Here is a 20551-nt window from a genome sequence, read left to right as displayed (position 1 = left end):
CCATCCCAGCGAACTGAGATAGCGTTTGTTATTGCTTATCTAAAAACGTACTTATCTAAAAGCTTACTTATATAAATTGAGGCAAATTAAATCAGTTCAACCGCAATTGCAGTTGCTTCACCGCCACCAATACACAGTGCTGCGACACCTTTTTTACCGCCAGTGCGTTTTAAGGCATGAATCAGCGTCACAATAATACGTGAACCTGATGAACCTAGTGGGTGACCAAGTGAGCAAGCACCACCATGAATGTTCACTTTTGCTTCATCTAAGTTAAATCCATCAATCGCCAGCATTGTAACCATAGCAAATGCTTCATTGACTTCCCACAGGTCAACCTCTTGTGCATCCCAACCCGCTTGTGCAAGCACTTTCTCAATAGCACCGACTGGAGCAATCGTGAACTCTGACGGATGCTGTGAATTTGTGGCATAAGCAACGACTTTTGCTAGTGGTTTTAAACCACGTGCTTGAGCCGTTTCTTCTGATGTAACCACCAAAGCAGATGCACCGTCAGAAATTGAGCTGGCATTGGCAGCTGTGATCGTGCCGTCTTTTTTGAATGCAGGACGCAGTGTTGGGATTTTTTCAGGCTTAGCACTTAATGGCTGTTCATCTGTGTCAACAACGACGTCACCTTTACGGCTTTTAACAGTAACTGGCACGATTTCATTTTTGAAGAAACCGCCTTGAATCGCGGCAACGGCTTTATTGAGTGAGTTGATGGCAAAAGCATCTTGCTGTTCACGGGTATAGCCTTTTTTATCTGCCATATCTTGTGCCAGAATACCCATCGATAAACCTGTCTCAGCATCTTCTAAGCCTTCTTGGAACATGTGATCTGTGGTTTTACCATGACCCATACGATAGCCTGAACGCGCTTTTTCAAGTAAATATGGCGCATTTGACATCGACTCCATACCACCAGCAACCACAATATTAGCAGAACCGGCTTTAATCGCATCAGCTGCTTGCATCACCGCCTTCATGCCTGAACCACAAATTTTATTAATCGTGGTGGCACCCGTTGTATCTGGTAAGCCTGCTTGACGCATCGCTTGGCGTGCAGGACCTTGTTTAAGACCAGCCGGTAATACACAGCCAAAAATAACTTCGTCAATATCTGTAGGTTCTAAACCTGCACGTGCAACAACAGCCTGAATCGCTGCAGCACCTAAGTCTGGGGCTGTACAAGATGAAAGTGAACCCTGAAAACCACCCATCGCTGTACGTACGCCATCTACAATTACAATCATTTCTTATTTCATCCTGTTTTAAATCTTTTAACCCCAAGGAACCATGACTGGTTCCTCAGATTTTCCATCTTAATGTTTTTCACAGTGGTTTCGATGAAACCTTAAGATTGAGCGGTGAAGTATTCTTCAGATAGCTGCATGATAAGTTCAGAACCTGCTTTAATGCGTTGAGCACGGGCAGCAAGGTCAGGTAGAACTTTCTCAACATAGAAATCTGCGAGTACCAGTTTGTTTTGGAAGAAGCTCTCTGGTTTTGCAGCAGCAGCTTTGCTAATACGCGCAAACATATACACAAAGCTGAGTAAACCAACAGCGTGCAGGTAATCGACTGCCACCGAACTGCTAAAGTCTGGGGTGGTCTTAGATTGTTCAATAATGAATTGCGTTAATGCTTCAACTTCGTCAGAAACTTGCAATGCTGCAGATTTAACTTTTGAATCAGCCATGGTTGCAGCAAAGTCACGAATTTCAGCAATGTAATCGGCAATAAATGCACCATTACATTTCGTAGTTTTGCGTCCAATTAAATCAATCGCTTGTACGCCATTTGTGCCTTCGTAAATCTGTGAAATACGTAAGTCACGAATGCATTGCTCCATACCCCATTCACGGATATAGCCATGACCACCAAAGCACATTTGCGCTTCTAAAGTAGCTTGTAGGGCTGTATCTGTTAGGTAGGCTTTTGCAATAGGTGTCAATAAAGCCACGCGGTCATTGGCTTTTTTCACAGCAGCTTCATCAGTTGAATATTTTGTAATATCCAGTTGCTGACCAACATACACAGCAAATGCACGAGATGCTTCGTTGTTGGCGCGTACATTCAACAACATACGACGTACATCACCATGTACCAAAATAGAGTCTGCTGGTTTTTCAGGAGATTTCACACCTGTCGCAGAACGACCTTGTAGACGATCAGTCGCATACTGTGCAGCATTTTGGTAAGCAAATTCTGCAGCACCAATCCCTTGGATACCCATCGATAAACGTTCATAGTTCATCATGACAAACATCGCCGAAAGACCTTCGTTTTCTTTACCAACGATATAACCTTTGGCGCCATCAAAGTTCATGACACACGTTGCAGAACCTTTAATACCCATCTTGTGTTCAATTGAACCCGCTGAAACAGCATTGCGTTCACCGACTGAGCCATCGGCATTGACATGGAATTTTGGAACGATAAACAATGAAATACCACGTGAACCCGCAGGTGCATTTGGCGTTTTTGCTAACACAAGATGGATGATGTTTTCACACAGATCATGTTCACCACTGGTGATGAAAATTTTCGTGCCTGTAATGTTAAATGAACCATCTTCATTCGGCTCTGCTTTGGTTTTAATGATCCCCAAATCAGTCCCTGAATGTGGTTCAGTTAAACACATAGTGCCTGACCATTCACCCGTATAAAATTTTGGAAGATAGGTTTCTTTTTGCTCTTGCGAAGCACGGTCATTAATCGCCATACCTGCACCCACAGTCAGTAGTGGATACAACATAAATGATGGATTGGTACTCCAAATCATTTCGTCAGCAAGTACCGTCAACATTTTCGGCATGTTTTGGCCGCCCCATTCTTCAGAAGCGCCTAAACCAACCCAACCACCTTCGGCGAATTGTTTAAAAGCGTCTTTAAACCCTGTAGGCGTAGTAACAATACCATTACTAAACTGCGCACCACCTTCTTCATCGGCTGTACGGTTCAAGTCTAGAATAACGTTTTTAGAAAACTTAGCCATTTCTTCTAAAATAGCATTTGCAGTCGCCATATCAATATGAGCTAAGTTTTCATTTGACTGCCAGAACTCATCTGCATTGAATACATCATTTAAGATGAAGTCCATGTCCTTTAACGGCGCATTGTATATTGGCATTGTACTTTCCTTTTCTACAGGCTTTGTCAGCGTCTTTGACAAAGTACTTTTTTAAAGTTGCACGCTCCCGCACAAAATCATCAAATCAATTTTGTGTGGATTTTTTTAAAGATCTGTTTTTTCAGATAGATATCTAAAAAGAATATAGATAATGTGTTTTTACCGACAAGTGAAAAATAACCACCTGATATTTTGAGCAGCATTATTTTATTACACTTAAATAAATTTATTGAGTTGACTAAATTTATAATTGGTAATTGATTAAAACCAAACATAATAGTACCCATAATCATGTTTAATTTAGGTTGTATTAATAACATAACAACCAAGACCGTTTTGTTAAATGCTGCTTTTGTTGTAAAAGCGAAAAGACAATAAATTAAAAAAAATAAAAATGGAATTTTATTTCAAAAAAATGACCTCAAGGGTTCAGTTTTATTGACATTAATTTTATGCTATGAATTCTATATGTTTTACGCACTCTACTAATGTGTTTATTTTTAAACCAATTTATGTAATATTTGAGACCATAGTGGAATGTAAGATTCACAAGATTTAGCTTAAGCTAGGCTTGTTCACCCTCAAGATGTTTATGGAACAGTTATCATGAGTTCAGTACGCCAACAAAATTTTATCCTTCGCAAGGAAAAAATTTTAGCCATGGCAGAAACCCTGCTATTAGATAATAATCAAGACATCACCTTAAGTGAGTTAGCTTGTGAACTAGATATTGCCAAAGGCACGATTTATAAACATTTTAAAAGTAAAAACCAATTATATTTAGAACTGATTATCTTAAATGAAAAACGATTATTAGAAATTTCAAAAAAATATAATCATGATATTAAAACTTATGTTTCACAATATATGCTTTATAATATGTTGAATTCTAATAGAACTATATTATTACATGTCATTGAAGAACGCTTAACCAATAATGAACGTAAATTAAAAGAGTTATTTGAAGAGCTCTATCGTGTTCGTGAAGAACGTATTATTGAAATTAAGGATATGACCAGTGATTATCTAAAATCACTTGAAAGCGCAATGTCGATACGTGATTATTTATCTTATATTTGGACGGTCACTTATGGTGCATCCCTACTCCTCAATTCAACGCATTATCAAAAATCAATCGGTTCACGTGAACGCTTAATCAAGCTATATATTAATCAGGCGCTGATGACGCCAGATAAAATTTCAGCCGTATAGAATTGATTTATAAATAAAAAAGCCGAACAATTGTTCGGCTTTTTTTTTTCATTAAACAATATCTAGGTTATGCAATCACAGGTGGGAAGCCATCTTCGGTTAAAGCGCTAATCAATTGCTCTGCGCTAGCACTAGATTCAACGTCAACTAATTTTGTTGCTACATCAATAGTAACCGTTGCATTTTCATCTAAGTCTTTAATCGTTGCTGTCACGCTACGTGCGCAACCACCACATGTCATATTATCAATACGAAATTTCATGCTGTTCATCCTTATTTTCTAATATCAATACTATAAACCTTGCCACGATTGTAAGGTCAAGCGAGTTTAATTCTTCGATGTATGACAACACTCAGCCATGCCTGTTTCGATTTGATTTAAAATCGTACAATCGGCTTGATCATTACCCGCACAGCCATCGACAGATTGTTGCAAGAGCTCAACCATGGCCTGTAAGTCTGCGATTTTTTGATTTAAGGTCTGGATATGTTTTAACGCCAATGCTTTAACTTCTACACTTTGCCGACTTTGATTTTTCCAAAGCCCAAGTAAATCTTTCATTTGTTCAGAAGAAAAACCTAAATCACGCGCATGTCTTAAGAAACTCAAGGTTTTAATATCGGCTTCCGAGTAAATTCGATAGCCTGCATCGGTGCGCTTTGCATTATTTAACAGCCCAATCGATTCATAATAACGGATCATTTTTGCAGAAATGCCCGAAGCTTTCGCTGCTTGTCCAATATTCATCTCAAGACTCCTGAAAAACTGGCCCTTTAAATGCTTTTAAACGCAAGGCATTTGACACAACAAACACCGATGAAAGTGCCATTGCACCAGCTGCGAACATAGGTGAAAGCAATATGCCAAAGAATGGATATAACACACCTGCAGCGACAGGAATCAATGCTGCATTGTAAATAAATGCCCAAAATAGGTTTTGGCGAATATTATTCATCGTCGCTGTGCTCAGTGCGATTGCTGTCGGCACCATTTGTAAATTACCCGACATAAGCACAACGTCCGCGGCCTCTATCGCCACATCTGTCCCTGTACCAATCGCCATGCCCACATCTGCTTGAGCAAGTGCAGGCGCATCATTAATACCATCGCCCACAAAACAAACAACACCATGTTCTTTTTGCAATTGTTGTACAGATTGCACTTTTTGATCTGGCATCACTTCAGCGATCACATGATCAATTTTCAACTGTCGTGCTATGGCAGAAGCAGTATGTCGGTTGTCGCCTGTAATCATCGCCACTTTCAGTCCTAAATCATGCAAAGCTTGAATGGCTGTAAAGGTTGTGGTTTTGATCGGGTCGGCAACAGCAACAATGGCAGCAAGCTGTTGATCGATCGATACATAGAGCGGGGTTTTCCCTTCATTGCCCATGCGTTCCGCCAGTGATGAAAAGATTTGTGTATCTAAACCAAGTTTATGCATCAAATGATCTGCACCGATAAAAATGCTTTGTCCTTCAACAACGGCCTGAATCCCAGCACCAGTCACGGAATCAAAATGCTCAACCTCTAAAAGTTGCACTTGCATCTCTTTTGCAGCTTGAACAATGGCATAGGCAATCGGATGCTCAGATTTTTGCTCTACAGAGACCAATAACTGAAATACGCGATCTTTATCAAAAGCTTCAGTGACTTCAAAATCTGTCAGTTTCGGTTTACCTTCCGTCAATGTCCCTGTTTTATCGACTGCAACCACTTGAGTATTTTTGAGTTGTTGTAAGGCTTCACCTTTACGGAACAATACTCCAAGCTCTGCACCTCGCCCTGTACCGACCATAATAGACGTTGGTGTTGCCAAACCCATTGCACATGGACATGCGATGATCAGTACTGCTACAGCATTGACTAAGGCATAGGTTAAACTCGGTTCAGGTCCAACTACATACCAAACTAAAAAGGTGATCAACGCCAACGCCATTACCACCGGTACAAACCATAACGTGACTTTATCCACCAAAGCTTGAATCGGTAATTTTGAACCCTGAGCCTGTTCAACCATATGGATAATTTGTGCCAAAACAGAATCTTGACCTACCGCAGTGGCTTGTATTTTCAAGGCCCCATTTTGGTTAATCGTTCCACCGACAACTTGATCACCGGCTTTTTTCTCGACAGGAATTGGCTCGCCACTGATCATGGATTCATCAATATAACTGTTCCCAGACACTACAGCACCATCGACTGGGCAACGTTCACCAGGCCGTATTTCAATCAACATACCTGTTTCAACATCACTAATCGGCAAATCTATATAGCTACCAGATTGCTCAACACGTGCTGTTTTGGGTTGCATGCCGACTAAGTATTGAATAGCTTGCGAGGTTTTACCTTTGGCTTTCGCCTCCATAAAACGACCCAAAAGAATCAACGCCACAATTACTGCGGCTGCTTCAAAGTACACATGAACCGTACCTTGCGGTAATAATTGCGGAGCAAATGTTGCAACACAAGAAAAACTATAAGCAGATAAAGTCCCGACTGCAACCAAAGAATTCATATCTGGGGCAAGTCGCGCAAGTGCTGGTATGCCGTGCTGATAAAAGCGTCTTCCGGGTAGGATTAATACCAAAGTGGTTAATATAAACTGAATATACCAACTATTTTGTGTCCCTAAATTATGCGCAATAAAATGATGAAAAGCTGGAATCATGTGTGATCCCATCTCCAAGATAAAAACAGGAACAGCGAGTACCAATGCGATGATTAAATCACGTTTGAGTAACCGAGCTTCGTCGGCTTTTTTTTCTGCCATTGTCGGTTGTTGCTGCGTAGCAATGCTAGCACTGTATCCCGCTTTTTTAACTGCCGCGATCAATTCTTGTGTTTTTGAAGCGGGAGCCTGAACAAAGGCTTTTTCACTGGCTAAATTTACCGTTGCTTTATTGACACCGTCTACAGCGTTTAAGGCTTTTTCAACCCGTGCCACACATGAAGCACAGGTCATTCCATCAATATTTAATTCAATATTGGGCTGTGCAATATGAAAACCTGCTTTTTCTACAGACTTCGCCAATGCAGAATTTTCAACAGATGCCAATGCCGTAATCGTGGCTTTTTCAGTTGCCAAATTCACTTTTGCATCGATGACTTCTGGAACTATCTTTAAGGCTTTTTCAACACGTGCAACACACGATGCGCAAGTCATCCCTTCAATTTCAAGTTCAAGCTGCTTTTGTGCAACGCCAAAACCTGCCTTTTCAACGGCCTGAATTACAGCAGGATAATCCACATTTTTATCACTCTGAACATGTGCTGTTTCAGTGGCTAAATTCACTTGAGCATCAGTGATGCCATCGACTTTTTTTAAGGCTTTTTCCACCCGTGCCACACAAGAAGCACAGGTCATCCCTTCAATAGCAAGTGTGCCGTCAAAAAGTTTGCGTTCTGTCGAATCTGTCATGGCAACATCCCAATCATATGTGCTTGTTTTAGGCTATAGCTTAAACTTTACCACAATGGGAAGGTCAAGTTTTTCTGACTCACAGCAAGGCTTTTCTTTAAGGTATAAAGAATTGCGAAGATTTAAAAACATAATCAATAATATTGAATAATGATTATTCAATTAGTTTATTTTTCTGATATTAAAACTACACATTTCCTCATTATTCAGTAAGATAAAGATTCGTGACCACCAAACGAATTACTCTCTTTCGCATGTACAAACTGTCGAACATTTGCTTTAACTGCGCATATTTGTGTGCTTTTTTATTTTTAATTTTAAGTTGGAGTCTAGATCATATTGATGTTTGGCTCACTCAAGTGGTTATCCCTGCTGTCACGATATGCATACTCTTAGGCTTCCTGTTTAAATACATCGCTCGAAAGTTAGGACATGAACCGCCTAAACGAAAAATTAAACAACAAAATCCCAAAAACGATGATCAAGACGCGGCTTAAGACACGTACAAATAGCAAAATCATCAATAAAAAAGCCCATTCAAATGAATGGGCTTTTTTTCATGTCAAACCTATTAGTCAGCACTAATATCTTCAAATAAAACTGACGAAAGATAACGTTCACCACCATCCGGTAAAATGACCACAATGGTTTTGCCTGCATTCTCAGGACGTGCAGCAAGTTTTGCCGCAGCTGCCATTGCCGCGCCACTAGAGATACCCACTAAAATACCGTCATGAGTAGCCGTTTTACGCGCCCACTCAATTGCTTCAGCACTTTCAATACCGATCACTTCATCAACAAGGTCTAGATCTAAGTTACCCGGAATAAAGTTAGCGCCAATCCCCTGAATTTTATGCGGCCCAGGAGTCAGTGTTTCGCCTTTTTTCGCTTGGGCGATAATCGGGGATTCAGCCGGTTCTACCGCAACAGAATAAAGCGGCTGATTTTTCACTTTTTCAAAATAACTTGAAATGCCAGAAATCGTACCACCTGTACCTACACCCGATACTAAAATATCCACTTTACCACCAGTTGCTTCCCAAATTTCTGGGCCAGTGGTCAATTCATGAATTTTAGGGTTTGCAGGGTTTTCAAACTGTTGTGGTAAATAATACGTTTCAGGATGTTCGGCAACGAGGCGCTGTGCTTCTTCGACCGCACCTTTCATGCCTTTAGCAGGTTCAGTCAATACGAGATTTGCACCAAAAGACTTCAACACCTTACGGCGTTCGATACTCATACTTGCTGGCATGGTTAATGTAATTGCATAACCTTTCGCAGCTGCAACAAATGCCAAAGCAATCCCTGTATTACCACTTGTAGGTTCTACAATATGCATACCCGGTTTTAATAAACCTTTTTCTTCTGCATCAGCAATCAGAGCTGCACCTACACGACATTTCACTGAAAATGCTGGGTTACGGCTTTCAACTTTAGCCAAGACCGTTGCATCTGACTGAATCGCACGATTAATACGAACTAAAGGTGTATTACCAATCGCTTCAGCGTTATTACTATATACTGCGATACCTAAATTACTCGTTGCTGGAAAAGCTGAATCTGTTGTCATGACTATTTATCCCTTGTGTATTTATTGAATACGATCTTTAGATGATACAATTATTTTCAAAGTGTGCATGATTTTTTAAGCTAATGTCTTATATTTATGTGCATTTTGTGAAAGCTTGCACTAAAATCAAGCAATAAATTTAACTGATTAACTAAATTTAAACTTATAAAAATTAATGATATTTGATTTCATAAAAAACCATAGAAATTGTCTTATTTATTCAATGTATTAAGCCGTGATATCCGTATACTTGAGCTGTTGTTAATCGTATGGACATATCCAATGAATACCGATCTGGAAATCACTACTATGCGTGATTCTGCCGAATTAGTCGTGGGCGTTTTAAAGTCGCTGGCAAATACGGATCGTCTACTAATTTTATGTCATCTAGCACAGCAAGAATTGAATGTGTCTCAGATTGAAGAAATCACTGATATTAAACAGCCAACCCTCTCACAACAACTGATGATGTTACGCAAAAGTGATGTTGTGACCACGCGTCGTGATGGAAAGCAAATTTATTATTCAATTAAAGATGCAAATTTAGTTCAAGTTCTCAATACTCTTTACCAATTGTATTGCAACCAATCTTATAAATAACACTCAGTTATTTTAAAATTTCAAGCCAGACATGCTGTTCTTGCACCACTATAGATGAATTATCGCAATGGGCAGCAATTCAATATCTCAATTTACCCTCCAAACTTCTTCAAAATATCTATATTTATATCGAATATCCAAAGCTTTAAATCAGCTCATACTTTTCATTAATTCATTTAAAATGATGGCTTCTTAAATATCCCCTTAAATTTCCTGCAATGTTGTACGCTCAAAATTTATTGCACAAGACTTCTTAGCATTTTTTATGCATAATATATATGAAATTGTGATTTAGATAAGTTTATGTCAGATTTAAAACCTCATTTCTTACAGAAATTTCCTGCTTGGCAGTGGTTACAGCACTACAGCACTGTGAAATTTAAATCTGATGTACTTGCTTCGCTAATCGTGATTGCCATGTTAGTCCCTCAAGGTATGGCGTATTCCATGCTGGCAGGTTTACCCCCAATCATGGGTTTATATGCCAGTATTTTACCTATGATTGTCTACGCCCTCATTGGTGGAAGTTCAACCTTATCGATAGGCCCTGTGGCAATCATTTCGATGATGACCTTCGCCACGCTCAATCCGCTATTTGAAGTTGGTTCGCCTGTTTATATTGAAGCCGCTACACTTTTGGCCTTAATGGTCGGGCTGATTTCTCTGCTGCTAGGTGTACTACGTTTTGGTTTTTTAATTCAGCTGATCAGTCATCCTGTCATTAAAAGCTTCATTATTGCCTCGGCTCTGCTCATTGCGCTCGGTCAGTTTAAGTTTCTTGTCGATGTCCCGCTAAAAGCCAACAACATCCCTGAGTTTGTTTTAAGTTTGTGGGAATACCTGAGTTTGACTCACTTTGCTTCACTCATTTTTGGTGTGCTGGCCATACTGTTTTTAATCTATGTACCAAAAATGTTGGCCACTCAATCAATTCAATCTCGATTCGGCTCTACTGCCTTTCTAAGTAAAGCACTTCCATTGATACTCGTGGTGATCTCAATTGCATCGGTGATGTTATTTGACCTGCAAAATGTCGGCATTAAAACCGTCGGTGAAATTCCTTCAGGATTTCCACCCTTAAGCTTTCCACATTGGAACTGGGAACTGGTACAAACCTTACTGCCCGGTGCAACAATGATTGCCATGATCAGTTTTGTTGAGTCACTGTCTATTGCCCAAGCCACTGCCTTACAACAACGAAGCCAACTCAACAGTAACCAAGAGTTGGTCGCTCTAGGTTTAGCCAATCTAAGCGCTGGGGTTAGCTCTGCCTTTCCAGTGACGGGTAGCTTATCTCGTACGGTGGTTAATGCAGATGCAGGTGCAAAAACCCCGATGGCAGGTGTGTTGTCGTCATTGCTGATTATCGTTGTCAGTCTCTACTTCACTGGTTTTTTCCAAGACTTACCTTTAGTGATCTTGGCGGCCACAATTATTGTTTCCATTTGGAAATTAGTCGACTTTAAACCTTTTGTGGATACATGGCGTTATTCAAAAGCTGACGGGATTGCGATGTGGGTGACCTTTTTCGGTGTGGTGTGTATCGATATTTCTACAGGTCTCATTATTGGCATCATTTCTACTTTTATTCTGTTGTTATGGCGCATCAGTCGTCCACACATTGCGGTGATCGGTTTAGTCGAAGGCACACAGCACTTCCGCAATGTACAGCGTCATCATGTCTATACCGCACCACATATACTCTCGCTCCGTATAGATGAAAATATCTCGTTTTTAAATGCCAATACGCTTAAAGGTTTCCTGATCAATGAAGTCAGTCAAAATATTGACCTAGAGCATGTTGTTATCAATTGCTCAAGCGTCAGTTCAATTGACTTAAGTGCCTTAGAAATGTTGGAAGAGTTAAATGCTGAATTATCAAAATTAGATATTCGACTGCATTTTTCTGAAGTCAAAGGTCCTGTCATGGATAAATTGCAGCACTCAAAATTACTCACTCATTTGAGTGGTCAAATTTTTCTCACCCATTATCAAGCCATGACAGAGCTTGCTACAGCCAGTTCTGAATACCAAATTTAAAGGTGTATTCGCTCACTGTTTAATCAAACCAAATTTGATAAACAGTGAGTTTTGAAAGGCTTACATTTTAATACACAAAAATAGATTATAAAAAACAAAGATTTATTTTTAAATAAAATTATTTTATAAGCATTCTATATTTTCGTATAAAATACAGCACTAATTTTCATCATTTTGTCATTGTAATTCTGACAAGGCTCTCCTATGTTTTCAGCATTTACACGCTTGAGTTTAGTAACCCGAATTATTATCGCCATTATTTTAGGTGTATTGGTTGCTGTTGTGGCTCCGGGCGTTGCACCCTATTTAAGTTTGCTTGGTGATTTATTCATTAAGGCATTGAAATCCGTAGCACCGATACTGGTCTTTGTACTTGTACTGTCATCCATTGCAAATTTCAAAGTGGGTAGCAGTAATTCTTACATTAAACCGATTATGTTGATGTACGCTATTGGTATGTTCCTTGCTGCTTTAAGTTCAGTAGTAGCAAGCCTTTTATTCCCTAGTACATTAATTCTTGATGTTGCTGCAGAAAACCTTGTGCCGCCAGGCAGTCTTGCTGAAATATTGAAAAACTTATTATTAAGTTTTGTCGCAAACCCTGTTACAGCAATTTCTGAAGCAAATTTCATTGGTATTTTGGCTTGGGCTGTTACCTTAGGTATTGCATTTCGTCATGCATCAGAGAACACCAAAGTCTTTTTATCTGACGCTGCTGATGCAGTGAATAAAGTAATCCGTTTAGTGATTAACTTTGCACCTGTCGGTATCTTTGGTTTGGTTGCTGTTACATTTGCCGACTCAGGTTTGAAAACACTGATCAGCTATGCACACTTACTTGCGGTCTTAATTGGTACCATGTTCTTTGTTGCCTTGGTCATCAATCCACTAATGGTGGCATTTATGACCCGCTCAAATCCGTTCCCATTGGTTTTCCAATGTTTACGTGAAAGTGGTATCACTGCATTCTTTACGCGTAGTTCTGCTGCAAACATTCCTGTAAACCTTGACCTTGCAAAGCGTCTTGGTGTACCAGAGTCAACTGCAAGCGTAGCGATTCCTTTAGGTGCAACTGTCAATATGGCAGGTGCATCGGTCACAATTACAGTCCTCACACTAGCAGCAGTTCATACTTTGGGCATTTCTGTTGATTTCAGCACAATGTTGATTTTATCAGTCGTTGCTACCGTTTCTGCATGTGGTGCTTCAGGTGTTGCTGGTGGTTCATTGCTGCTTATTCCAGTGGCTTGTGGCCTGTTTGGTATTTCAAGTGATATCGCGATGCAAGTTGTTGCCATTGGTATGGTTATTAGCGTACTTCAAGATTCAACTGAAACAGCTTTAAACTCTTCGACTGACGTATTATTTACAGCTGCAGTCGACCGTGGTTTAAGATAATATCCTGATATTGGATACTTTTTAAGGCGAGGCCATGCCTTTTCAGACTTTACCGCTTTGGATACAACTGGGTGCTTTTTTTCTCGCAGTGAATGCAGGAATGATTAATGTACTCGGCCTGGTGACGATCTTGCACCAGTCGGTATCTCACATGACGGGTAATGTCAGTATGTTAGCCATGGCCTTCATTGCATGGCAGCCGGCTACAATTATTTATTTGATTTTAGTGTTGCTCTGTTATGTGATTGGCTCATTTTATAGTGGGCTAATTCTAGGAAATAGTCACTTTAGCTTAACGCGACGTTATGGCGTCCCATTAAGCTTGGTGGCTTTTTTTATTGTCCTGTGTTGGCTGCTATTACCCTATTTTCCACGTTATGCTTTGCTTTGGGCATGCGTGGCGATGGGTGTACAAAATGCAATGGTCAGCCACTATAAAGGCACCATTATTCGTACCACACACCTCTCTGGTGTTTTGACGGACTTAGGTTTGGCTTTGGGTTATAAAGCTCGTGGACTTTCGGTTGAGTCTAAACGTGTGGTCTTACATTTATTAATTTTAGCGGGATTTATCGTCGGTGGCATACTTGCCAGTTGGCTTTATCCTTATTTAAAATTAAACGCATTCCTGATTCCTGCCGCACTCAGTTTAGTCATGAGCGCAGTATATTGGATCATCTATTTTCATTATCGACATATACACGATTAGTTGGAACGTACTATGGTTAAAAATGCATTACAGGCGCAACTGCTTAAAGCAGGTCTGGTCGATAATAAAAAGGCAAAAAAATTGTCTAAACAAGCCGTACATGAAAAACGTACCGGTGAAAGTAAAGATGCTGAAATCAAGGCGAAAATTGAGCAAGATCAGCAGCAAAAAATCGCAAAAGATCATGCTTTAGAGCAAGATCGTAAAGCAGTGTTGCAAGAAAAAGAATTAAAAGCTGCCATCATGCAAATGATTAATCAGCATAAAATTCGTGATACCGATGGCGAATCGACCTATCAATTTATCGATGATGCCAAGATCAAAAAGCTTTATATCAATCAGCAAATTTATAATGCCTTGGTTGCTGGCAGTCTTGTTATTGCACGGGAAAATAGCAACTATGCTTTTTTACCAAAAGAATTAGCCGACCGTATTAATGCGAAAATGGAAGGCTTTATTATTGTGAATAATTCTGAAGTGAATGAACAAACCACGGATGAAGAAGATCCGTATGCAGCTTATGTAATTCCTGATGATTTAATGTGGTAAGCACTTCAAATCGCCAATGAAGCTCCCGATTCGGGGGCTTTTTTTTATCAACATTAATCTTTTTCAGTCCATAAATATCGGTTATACCTTCAAAAAATCATTCCTTAGCACCCAATAAGTAACATTATGGACTATACATGTCGTAACTCCGTAAATTTTACGAGTATAAAATTGCTTATATAATCACCACAATTACAATAGTTTGATCATTAACCCTTTCATTTACTTCAATAAGAGTAGGATAATTTTGGAAAAATTTCAGTTCATTAAAAATATTCAAGATTGGTCAGATCAATACCCTTGGTTAGAAATGCTGACATCGCTCAGTTTCATTATTATTTTTGCCATCATTGCAAATTTTATCGCCAAGCAAATTGTGGTACGTGGTATTCGTAAGCTCGTGTCTAAAATGGCCTTTAGCCACAGTCAAATTTTGTCAGAACATAGTGTGATTAAACGCTTTGCCAACATTGTTCCAGCAATTGTAATCTTAAATGGCATAACCACAGTCCCACATTTATCTGTGAAGTTTATCTCAATCGTTCAAATGGCTTGTCAGGCCTTTATCTTCCTGACCATTGCTTTAGCCATTTCTGAATTACTAAATATTTTTAATCTGATTTATCAACGTAATCCAAAATCTAGAAACAAACCAATTAAAGGCTATTTGCAGTTGGTCAAATTGATCATCTTTTTGGTTTGTGGCCTAATGATCTTAGGTACTTTTCTGAAAAAAGATGTATTTACATTACTCGCAGGCTTCGGTGCTATGGCGGCTGTACTGATGTTGGTCTTCCAAAATACCATTTTGTCACTGGTCGCTTCGGTACAAATTTCTTCTTATGATATGGTGCGAATTGGTGACTGGATTGAAATGCCCTCGCTCAATGCGGATGGCGATGTCATTGATATGTCATTACATACTATTACCGTGCAGAACTTTGATAAGACCTTTACCACGATTCCAACCAATAAACTGGTGACTGACACCTTTAAAAACTGGCGTGGTATGGCACAGTCTGGTGTGCGCCGCATCAAACGCTCGCTTTATATTGATCAAAGCTCTATTCATTTCATGACTCAGGATGAGCAAAACAAACTCAAAGAATTTTTATTATTAGATCAATATCTTGATCATAAGCATGAAGAGCTTGCTCAGTTTAATCAGCAACTTTCAAATCAATCGAAATATAATCAGCGCCGTTTAACCAATCTTGGGACCTTTCGTGCCTATGTAGAATTCTACTTACAACAGCATTCAGGCATTGCCCAACACCAAACGATTTTGGTGCGTCAGTTACAACCCACGAGTGAGGGCATACCTTTAGAGATTTATGCTTTTAGTAAAACCATTGCATGGAAAGATTATGAAGCGATTCAATCTGATATCTTTGACCATCTGATTGCAATCACACCTGAGTTTGGTCTTAAAATCTATCAAGCCCCTTCTAGTGCCGATTTTAAAGCCCTCGTTCAACCAAATGTTGATAAAAGCTAAGACTTAATTGCGCATCTCCCCATGTATATTTGAAGAAGAAATTCTTTAGGTTAAAGAATTCACAATGTCGATTGAATATATATTGGGGGCGTTTTCTTTAAAAGCTATTCGACATCTGCTAGTGCTTGTTTATCGCGCAATGCAAGGATTTAGAGCAGGCTAGATAAATGCGCTGATCGTATAATTTCCTAAAAATATAATGCATCTGAAACAACTAAAAATAATTAACTGATGTTACGCACATAACAGTAATTTCACATTTTAAAAATGATTTTTAATTCTATTCGACGGAGTCTTACATCTAGGGGGTGAATAAAGGGATTAGCCTTCGGCTGGAGGTACTTTTGTTTTGGCAAAAGCACCCAAAACCATTGTCATCCGCAAAACTCGTTCACTAGCGTCAAATTATTCAAAGTATCGCAAAAACATTTTTGATTAGAAGAAGTGCTGTCTCAAACACTTGCGGATGACGTTACCGCGTATCATACTTTTATTTAAATCAAATTACGCTTCTGGTGTTACTGCGTAACATCAGTAATTAAAAAAACCCAAACAAATACTATACAAATGTAGACAATTTTAGATACTATTTGTTAACAGTTGCATAAAAACGCTTCTAAAATAGGAACTTGATCATGGAAGGCCCCAATCAACCTTCTCGGAAATCAGTTAAAAACGAATCACAATTACTCATAGAATCGATGAATCGCACTTCTGCCAAACATACGCTCATACAGGCAGAAGCATGTGACCTAGAGAATCGTGTTCGTATTGAGCGTGCTTTATCCGACCCGATTGCACGTATTCCGGCACAGTTTAAAAATGCTTATTACAAATTTTTGTACTACAACCAAAAAGACTATTTAAAGCAGGTCAACTACTTCGCCCAATTGGCATTTTTAATCTATTTTTGGGCAGATCGCTATGTTCTGCCTGACATAGAAGTACTGTCAGGTGTGATCCGTATCATTGCCATTATTGCTGCATTTGGTCTGAATTATGTTCTGTTTAAATATATCAGACAGATTAAATTGCTCGATTTGATTTTACCACTCGCCACTTGCCTTTCAGCGATACTCTGGTTTGAGATATTACTTCAGTCGCAAAATGAACTGGTTCATAGCTATCAATATGCTGCCATTATTTTGATTGTATTAGGTAATTTGAGTATACATGTACATTTTCGCCCTTCGATCATGACCTCTGCCATGATCTCGGCAGCGATACTTTTTGGTGCTTGGCGTATTAATGATTTTGGTGATTTTACGATATTTTTATTGGTTTATATTCCAGTGCTGTTGTTCAGTATGTATATCTGCTGGAACTCTACGCTAAACTCTCGTAAAACCTTTCTGAGAGCGCTGTTAGATGACTGGAACTTTCATACCCTGCGCAAAATTGCCCATACGGATGAATTAACCCAGTTAAGCAATCGTCGCCAATTTGTACATGCCGCCAATAAAAAAATCCAAGAAACCCCAATGACCGTCTGTACCAGTCTTTTGATTTTTGATGTCGATCATTTTAAAGCGATTAATGATCGATATGGACATGATGTCGGCGACCAAGTGTTATGCCAAATTGCTGAAATTGCGCGTAAAGAAATGCGTTTTTACGATATGTTGGCACGTTTTGGGGGTGAAGAATTTATTGTACTTTTGCCTTTTACCGTCCCAGAAGATGCATTAAAAATTGCTGAACGGTTAAGACATAAAATGGAACAACATCAGTTTTATATGGATAGTCAATTGGTGAAATTTTCGATCTCCATTGGTGTTTCAAAAATTGACCCTGACCACGCCAAACTCGATCAGTTAATTAAACAAGCCGATATTGCTTTATATGAAGCAAAACGCCAAGGTCGTAATCGGGTTGTACATTTTAATTTTATGAATTTTTGCAGCCAAGCTTTTTAATAAATAAACAAATCAAAATGGAGAAAAACCAGCGAATCCATTACACTCAGAGCGGAAGAAAGAAAGATTAATTACAGTAAAATTCTCAGGTTATCTGCATGCTTAAATGGTTTGAAAACTTAGTTGACGCTTATCCTGAACAGGACTTGAATAAACCATTGCCGACAAAATTTTTCCCCTTTGTATGGCAAGCTGCAACGGGTGTAAAAAAATACCTATTGATATTGGTACTCTGTACAGCTGGTGTAGCGAGTTTTGAAGCACTGCTTTATGCCAAAATTGGTGAATTAGTCAATTGGATCAGTAAGTCTCAACCTGAAACCTTTTTACAGCAGCACCAGACCAATCTGACCATTTTAAGCTTTATTTTATTGGCAAATATCTTCTTTTCTTGCCTTCAAACCATTATTAAACATCAGATTTTATATAGCACCTTTCCAATGCGTCTACGTTGGAGATTTCATAACTTATTACTGAAACAAAGTTTAGATTTCTTCCACAACGACTTTGCAGGTCGTTTATCTGCCAAAGTCATGCAAACTTCACTGGCTGTACGTGAGTTTTGGATTATTCTTGGGGATATGTTGGCCTATGTCTTCATTTACCTGATTTCGATCACCGTCATTTTAGGTGCTATATCGCCACTGTTGATTGTTCCGTTATTACTTTGGCTGGCTTTATTTATTGGTTCTGCATGCTATTTCATCCCCAAATTGAGCAAAATTTCAAATGAACAAGCCAATGCACGCGCAGTAATGACTGGTCGTGTCACCGATGCTTACACTAATATTCAAACGGTAAAATTATTTGCCCATGCGGGCCGCGAAAGCCAATATGCCAAAGCCTCAATGAAAGAATTTATGGTGACGGTGTATAAGCAAATGCGTCTTGCAGCAAAATACAACATCGCGACGAATTTGCTGATCATTGTTTTATATGGTGGCGTACTTGGAACAGCCGTTTGGCTTTGGATGGATGGTCAAGCTGAGCTTGGGGTCATTGCAGCAGCGACCGCTATGATTTTAAAACTCAGTAGTATTTCCGAGTTTATGATGTGGCAAACGTCTGCCCTATTTGAAAATGTCGGGACCATTCAAGATGGGATGAAAACCATGGGCCGCCCAATTCATATTCAAGACAAAGCTGATGCAACCGACTTAAAAGTACCGCAAGGCGAAATTAAATTTGAGGACGTCAGTTTTGCTTATAATGATAAAAATGTCATCGATCAATTTAATTTAACCATTCGACCAGGTGAAAAAATCGGTATTGTCGGGCGTTCGGGTGCCGGAAAATCAACATTAATTCAACTTTTACTCCACTTTTACGATATCAACCATGGTCGTATTTCGATTGATGGCCAAAATATAGAAGATATTACTCAAGATAGCTTAAGAAAAAATATTGCATTGGTGACCCAAGACACCTCGTTATTGCATCGTACAGTTGAAGAAAATATTAAATATGGTCGCCCGAATGCAACCGATGAAGAAATGTATGATGCAGTGCGTAAAGCGAAAGCTGACGAATTCATTCCTCAATTGATCGATTTACGTGGCCAACGTGGCTATGACGCATTTGTCGGTGAACGTGGCGTAAAATTATCAGGTGGTCAGCGTCAACGTATTGCGATTGCTCGGGTATTTTTAAAAGACGCACCGATTTTAATTTTAGATGAAGCCACAAGTGCGCTCGATTCAGAAGTCGAAGCCGCGATTCAATCGAGTTTAGATGATTTGATGCAAGGCAAAACTGTGATTGCCATTGCGCATCGACTTTCAACCATTGCGCAAATGGATCGCTTGATTGTCTTGGATCAAGGACGTATTGCTGAGCAAGGCACCCACGAAGAGCTTGTTGCTTTGAATGGTATTTATGCACACTTGTGGCAGCGTCAAACCGGTGGATTTTTAATAGAACAACATAAAGTAGAATCAAAGGAAGATGAAAATGCTGTATCTGGAAGACCTTAAAGTTGGTGATCACTTTAGCAGTCGTGAATATGAAATGACTGTTGAAGAAATCAAGCAATTTGCCAACGCTTATGATCCTCAGGAATTTCATACAGATGAAGTCAAAGCCCAACAGCACCCGATCTTTCAAGGATTAGCGGCAAGTGGTTGGCATACCGCTGCTGTAACGATGCGCTTATGGACTGAATGTTTCCCTGTGGCTTATGGCTTAATTGGCTCTGAGTCAAGTCTGCGTTGGCCATGCCCAACACGTCCGGGAGATAAAATTCGTGTAGAAGTTGAAATATCTGCAATTACTCCGTCGAAAAGTAAGACAGACCGCGGCATTGTGACCTATGTTACGCAAGCGCTTAATCAGCACAATGACGTTCTTTATATGTCTACGACCAAAATTGTGGTCTTTTCCAAAGATTTTAAACCGAATTAATCCTTAACGGCCTACTTTACAACGCTAAGGTAGGCCGCTATAAATAGTTGAGCCTAGTCAGTTTGTCCAACAATTTTTGTGGGATACAACACGGAATCATG

At 39.4% G+C, this 20551-nt stretch carries 16 protein-coding genes and 1 pseudogene; 10 read left to right on the top strand and 7 right to left on the bottom strand.

Annotation, left to right across the window (positions count from 1 at the left end):
- Positions 1 to 86 precede the first annotated feature (86 nt).
- Both FTV11_RS09730 and FTV11_RS09725 read right to left on the bottom strand, forming a co-directional pair.
- Positions 87 to 1256 carry a thiolase family protein gene (locus FTV11_RS09730; RefSeq protein ID WP_180008861.1) on the bottom strand — a complete coding sequence of 390 codons (1170 nt, stop codon included), beginning with the start codon at positions 1254 to 1256 and terminating at the stop codon, positions 87 to 89.
- A 101-nt stretch (positions 1257 to 1357) separates the two neighbouring features.
- Entirely contained in the window at positions 1358 to 3136 is a 1779-nt protein-coding gene (locus FTV11_RS09725; RefSeq protein WP_180027128.1) for an acyl-CoA dehydrogenase C-terminal domain-containing protein, read from the bottom strand.
- A 606-nt stretch (positions 3137 to 3742) separates the two neighbouring features.
- On the opposite strand from FTV11_RS09725, the gene FTV11_RS09720 reads away from it, so the two are divergent.
- Positions 3743 to 4348, top strand: coding sequence for a TetR/AcrR family transcriptional regulator (locus FTV11_RS09720; protein ID WP_078190941.1), 606 nt, complete (start codon positions 3743 to 3745; stop codon positions 4346 to 4348).
- Positions 4349 to 4415: 67 nt separating this feature from the next.
- Here the strand turns inward: FTV11_RS09720 and FTV11_RS09715 are convergent, their stop codons facing one another.
- The 5 genes and pseudogenes from FTV11_RS09715 to cysK form a co-directional block, all read right to left on the bottom strand.
- Positions 4416 to 4610 (bottom strand): heavy-metal-associated domain-containing protein, encoded by a 195-nt coding sequence (locus FTV11_RS09715; RefSeq protein WP_078190942.1) that lies wholly within the window; start codon positions 4608 to 4610, stop codon positions 4416 to 4418.
- Positions 4611 to 4676: 66 nt separating this feature from the next.
- Positions 4677 to 5096, bottom strand: a complete 420-nt coding sequence (gene cueR / locus FTV11_RS09710) for a Cu(I)-responsive transcriptional regulator (protein WP_180073912.1) — start codon at positions 5094 to 5096, stop codon at positions 4677 to 4679.
- Between the two features lies 1 nt (position 5097).
- On the bottom strand, positions 5098 to 7581 hold the full coding sequence (locus tag FTV11_RS09705; protein ID WP_373685416.1) for a copper-translocating P-type ATPase: 2484 nt from the start codon (positions 7579 to 7581) through the stop codon (positions 5098 to 5100).
- Between the two features lie 27 nt (positions 7582 to 7608).
- Positions 7609 to 7716: pseudogene (locus FTV11_RS17325) on the bottom strand (cation transporter); the annotation flags it as partial.
- Between the two features lie 625 nt (positions 7717 to 8341).
- Positions 8342 to 9340 (bottom strand): cysteine synthase A, encoded by a 999-nt coding sequence (gene cysK / locus FTV11_RS09700; RefSeq protein WP_078193800.1) that lies wholly within the window; start codon positions 9338 to 9340, stop codon positions 8342 to 8344.
- A gap of 282 nt (positions 9341 to 9622) precedes the next feature.
- Here cysK and FTV11_RS09695 point away from each other — a divergent pair, with 282 nt between their 5' ends.
- The 9 genes from FTV11_RS09695 (at position 9623) to FTV11_RS09655 (ending at position 20450) form a co-directional block, all read left to right on the top strand.
- Entirely contained in the window at positions 9623 to 9940 is a 318-nt protein-coding gene (locus FTV11_RS09695) for a helix-turn-helix transcriptional regulator (RefSeq protein ID WP_078193801.1), read from the top strand.
- Between the two features lie 303 nt (positions 9941 to 10243).
- Positions 10244 to 11980 (top strand): SulP family inorganic anion transporter, encoded by a 1737-nt coding sequence (locus FTV11_RS09690; RefSeq protein ID WP_180073910.1) that lies wholly within the window; start codon positions 10244 to 10246, stop codon positions 11978 to 11980.
- Between the two features lie 204 nt (positions 11981 to 12184).
- On the top strand, positions 12185 to 13378 hold the full coding sequence (sstT, locus tag FTV11_RS09685) for a serine/threonine transporter SstT (protein WP_180073909.1): 1194 nt from the start codon (positions 12185 to 12187) through the stop codon (positions 13376 to 13378).
- A 34-nt stretch (positions 13379 to 13412) separates the two neighbouring features.
- Complete coding sequence (locus FTV11_RS09680; protein ID WP_180003692.1) at positions 13413 to 14087, top strand: YoaK family protein; 675 nt, start codon at positions 13413 to 13415, stop codon at positions 14085 to 14087.
- A gap of 12 nt (positions 14088 to 14099) precedes the next feature.
- Complete coding sequence (locus FTV11_RS09675; protein ID WP_180011723.1) at positions 14100 to 14636, top strand: DUF2058 domain-containing protein; 537 nt, start codon at positions 14100 to 14102, stop codon at positions 14634 to 14636.
- A gap of 247 nt (positions 14637 to 14883) precedes the next feature.
- The gene (locus FTV11_RS09670; protein WP_180073908.1) at positions 14884 to 16134 is read left to right on the top strand and encodes a mechanosensitive ion channel family protein; all 1251 of its coding nucleotides are present in this window, start codon (positions 14884 to 14886) and stop codon (positions 16132 to 16134) included.
- 635 nt (positions 16135 to 16769) lie between these two features.
- Positions 16770 to 18050 carry a GGDEF domain-containing protein gene (locus FTV11_RS09665; protein ID WP_257223232.1) on the top strand — a complete coding sequence of 427 codons (1281 nt, stop codon included), beginning with the start codon at positions 16770 to 16772 and terminating at the stop codon, positions 18048 to 18050.
- Positions 18051 to 18148: 98 nt separating this feature from the next.
- Positions 18149 to 20023, top strand: coding sequence for an ABC transporter ATP-binding protein (locus FTV11_RS09660; RefSeq protein WP_168377532.1), 1875 nt, complete (start codon positions 18149 to 18151; stop codon positions 20021 to 20023).
- On the top strand, positions 20001 to 20450 hold the full coding sequence (locus FTV11_RS09655) for a MaoC family dehydratase (protein WP_180054813.1): 450 nt from the start codon (positions 20001 to 20003) through the stop codon (positions 20448 to 20450). Before FTV11_RS09660 ends, FTV11_RS09655 begins: the two co-directional genes overlap by 23 nt.
- Positions 20451 to 20551 lie beyond the last annotated feature (101 nt).

This window comes from Acinetobacter sp. YH12231 (assembly GCF_013417755.1).
Classification (GTDB): Bacteria; Pseudomonadota; Gammaproteobacteria; order Pseudomonadales; family Moraxellaceae; genus Acinetobacter; species Acinetobacter amyesii.
This window is presented reverse-complemented; position numbering and strand designations above follow the sequence as displayed.

What these genes read in the sequence shown, in the direction of transcription:
- FTV11_RS09730 (WP_180008861.1), bottom strand. Translation starts at nt 1,256, where the DNA reads ATGATTGTAATTGTAGATGGCGTACGTACAGCGATGGGTGGTTTTCAG.
- FTV11_RS09725 (WP_180027128.1), bottom strand. Translation starts at nt 3,136, where the DNA reads ATGCCAATATACAATGCGCCGTTAAAGGACATGGACTTCATCTTAAAT.
- FTV11_RS09720 (WP_078190941.1), top strand. Translation starts at nt 3,743, where the DNA reads ATGAGTTCAGTACGCCAACAAAATTTTATCCTTCGCAAGGAAAAAATT.
- FTV11_RS09715 (WP_078190942.1), bottom strand. Translation starts at nt 4,610, where the DNA reads ATGAAATTTCGTATTGATAATATGACATGTGGTGGTTGCGCACGTAGC.
- cueR (WP_180073912.1), bottom strand. Translation starts at nt 5,096, where the DNA reads ATGAATATTGGACAAGCAGCGAAAGCTTCGGGCATTTCTGCAAAAATG.
- cysK (WP_078193800.1), bottom strand. Translation starts at nt 9,340, where the DNA reads ATGACAACAGATTCAGCTTTTCCAGCAACGAGTAATTTAGGTATCGCA.
- FTV11_RS09695 (WP_078193801.1), top strand. Translation starts at nt 9,623, where the DNA reads ATGAATACCGATCTGGAAATCACTACTATGCGTGATTCTGCCGAATTA.
- FTV11_RS09690 (WP_180073910.1), top strand. Translation starts at nt 10,244, where the DNA reads ATGTCAGATTTAAAACCTCATTTCTTACAGAAATTTCCTGCTTGGCAG.
- sstT (WP_180073909.1), top strand. Translation starts at nt 12,185, where the DNA reads ATGTTTTCAGCATTTACACGCTTGAGTTTAGTAACCCGAATTATTATC.
- FTV11_RS09680 (WP_180003692.1), top strand. Translation starts at nt 13,413, where the DNA reads ATGCCTTTTCAGACTTTACCGCTTTGGATACAACTGGGTGCTTTTTTT.
- FTV11_RS09675 (WP_180011723.1), top strand. Translation starts at nt 14,100, where the DNA reads ATGGTTAAAAATGCATTACAGGCGCAACTGCTTAAAGCAGGTCTGGTC.
- FTV11_RS09665 (WP_257223232.1), top strand. Translation starts at nt 16,770, where the DNA reads ATGGAAGGCCCCAATCAACCTTCTCGGAAATCAGTTAAAAACGAATCA.
- FTV11_RS09660 (WP_168377532.1), top strand. Translation starts at nt 18,149, where the DNA reads ATGCTTAAATGGTTTGAAAACTTAGTTGACGCTTATCCTGAACAGGAC.
- FTV11_RS09655 (WP_180054813.1), top strand. Translation starts at nt 20,001, where the DNA reads ATGCTGTATCTGGAAGACCTTAAAGTTGGTGATCACTTTAGCAGTCGT.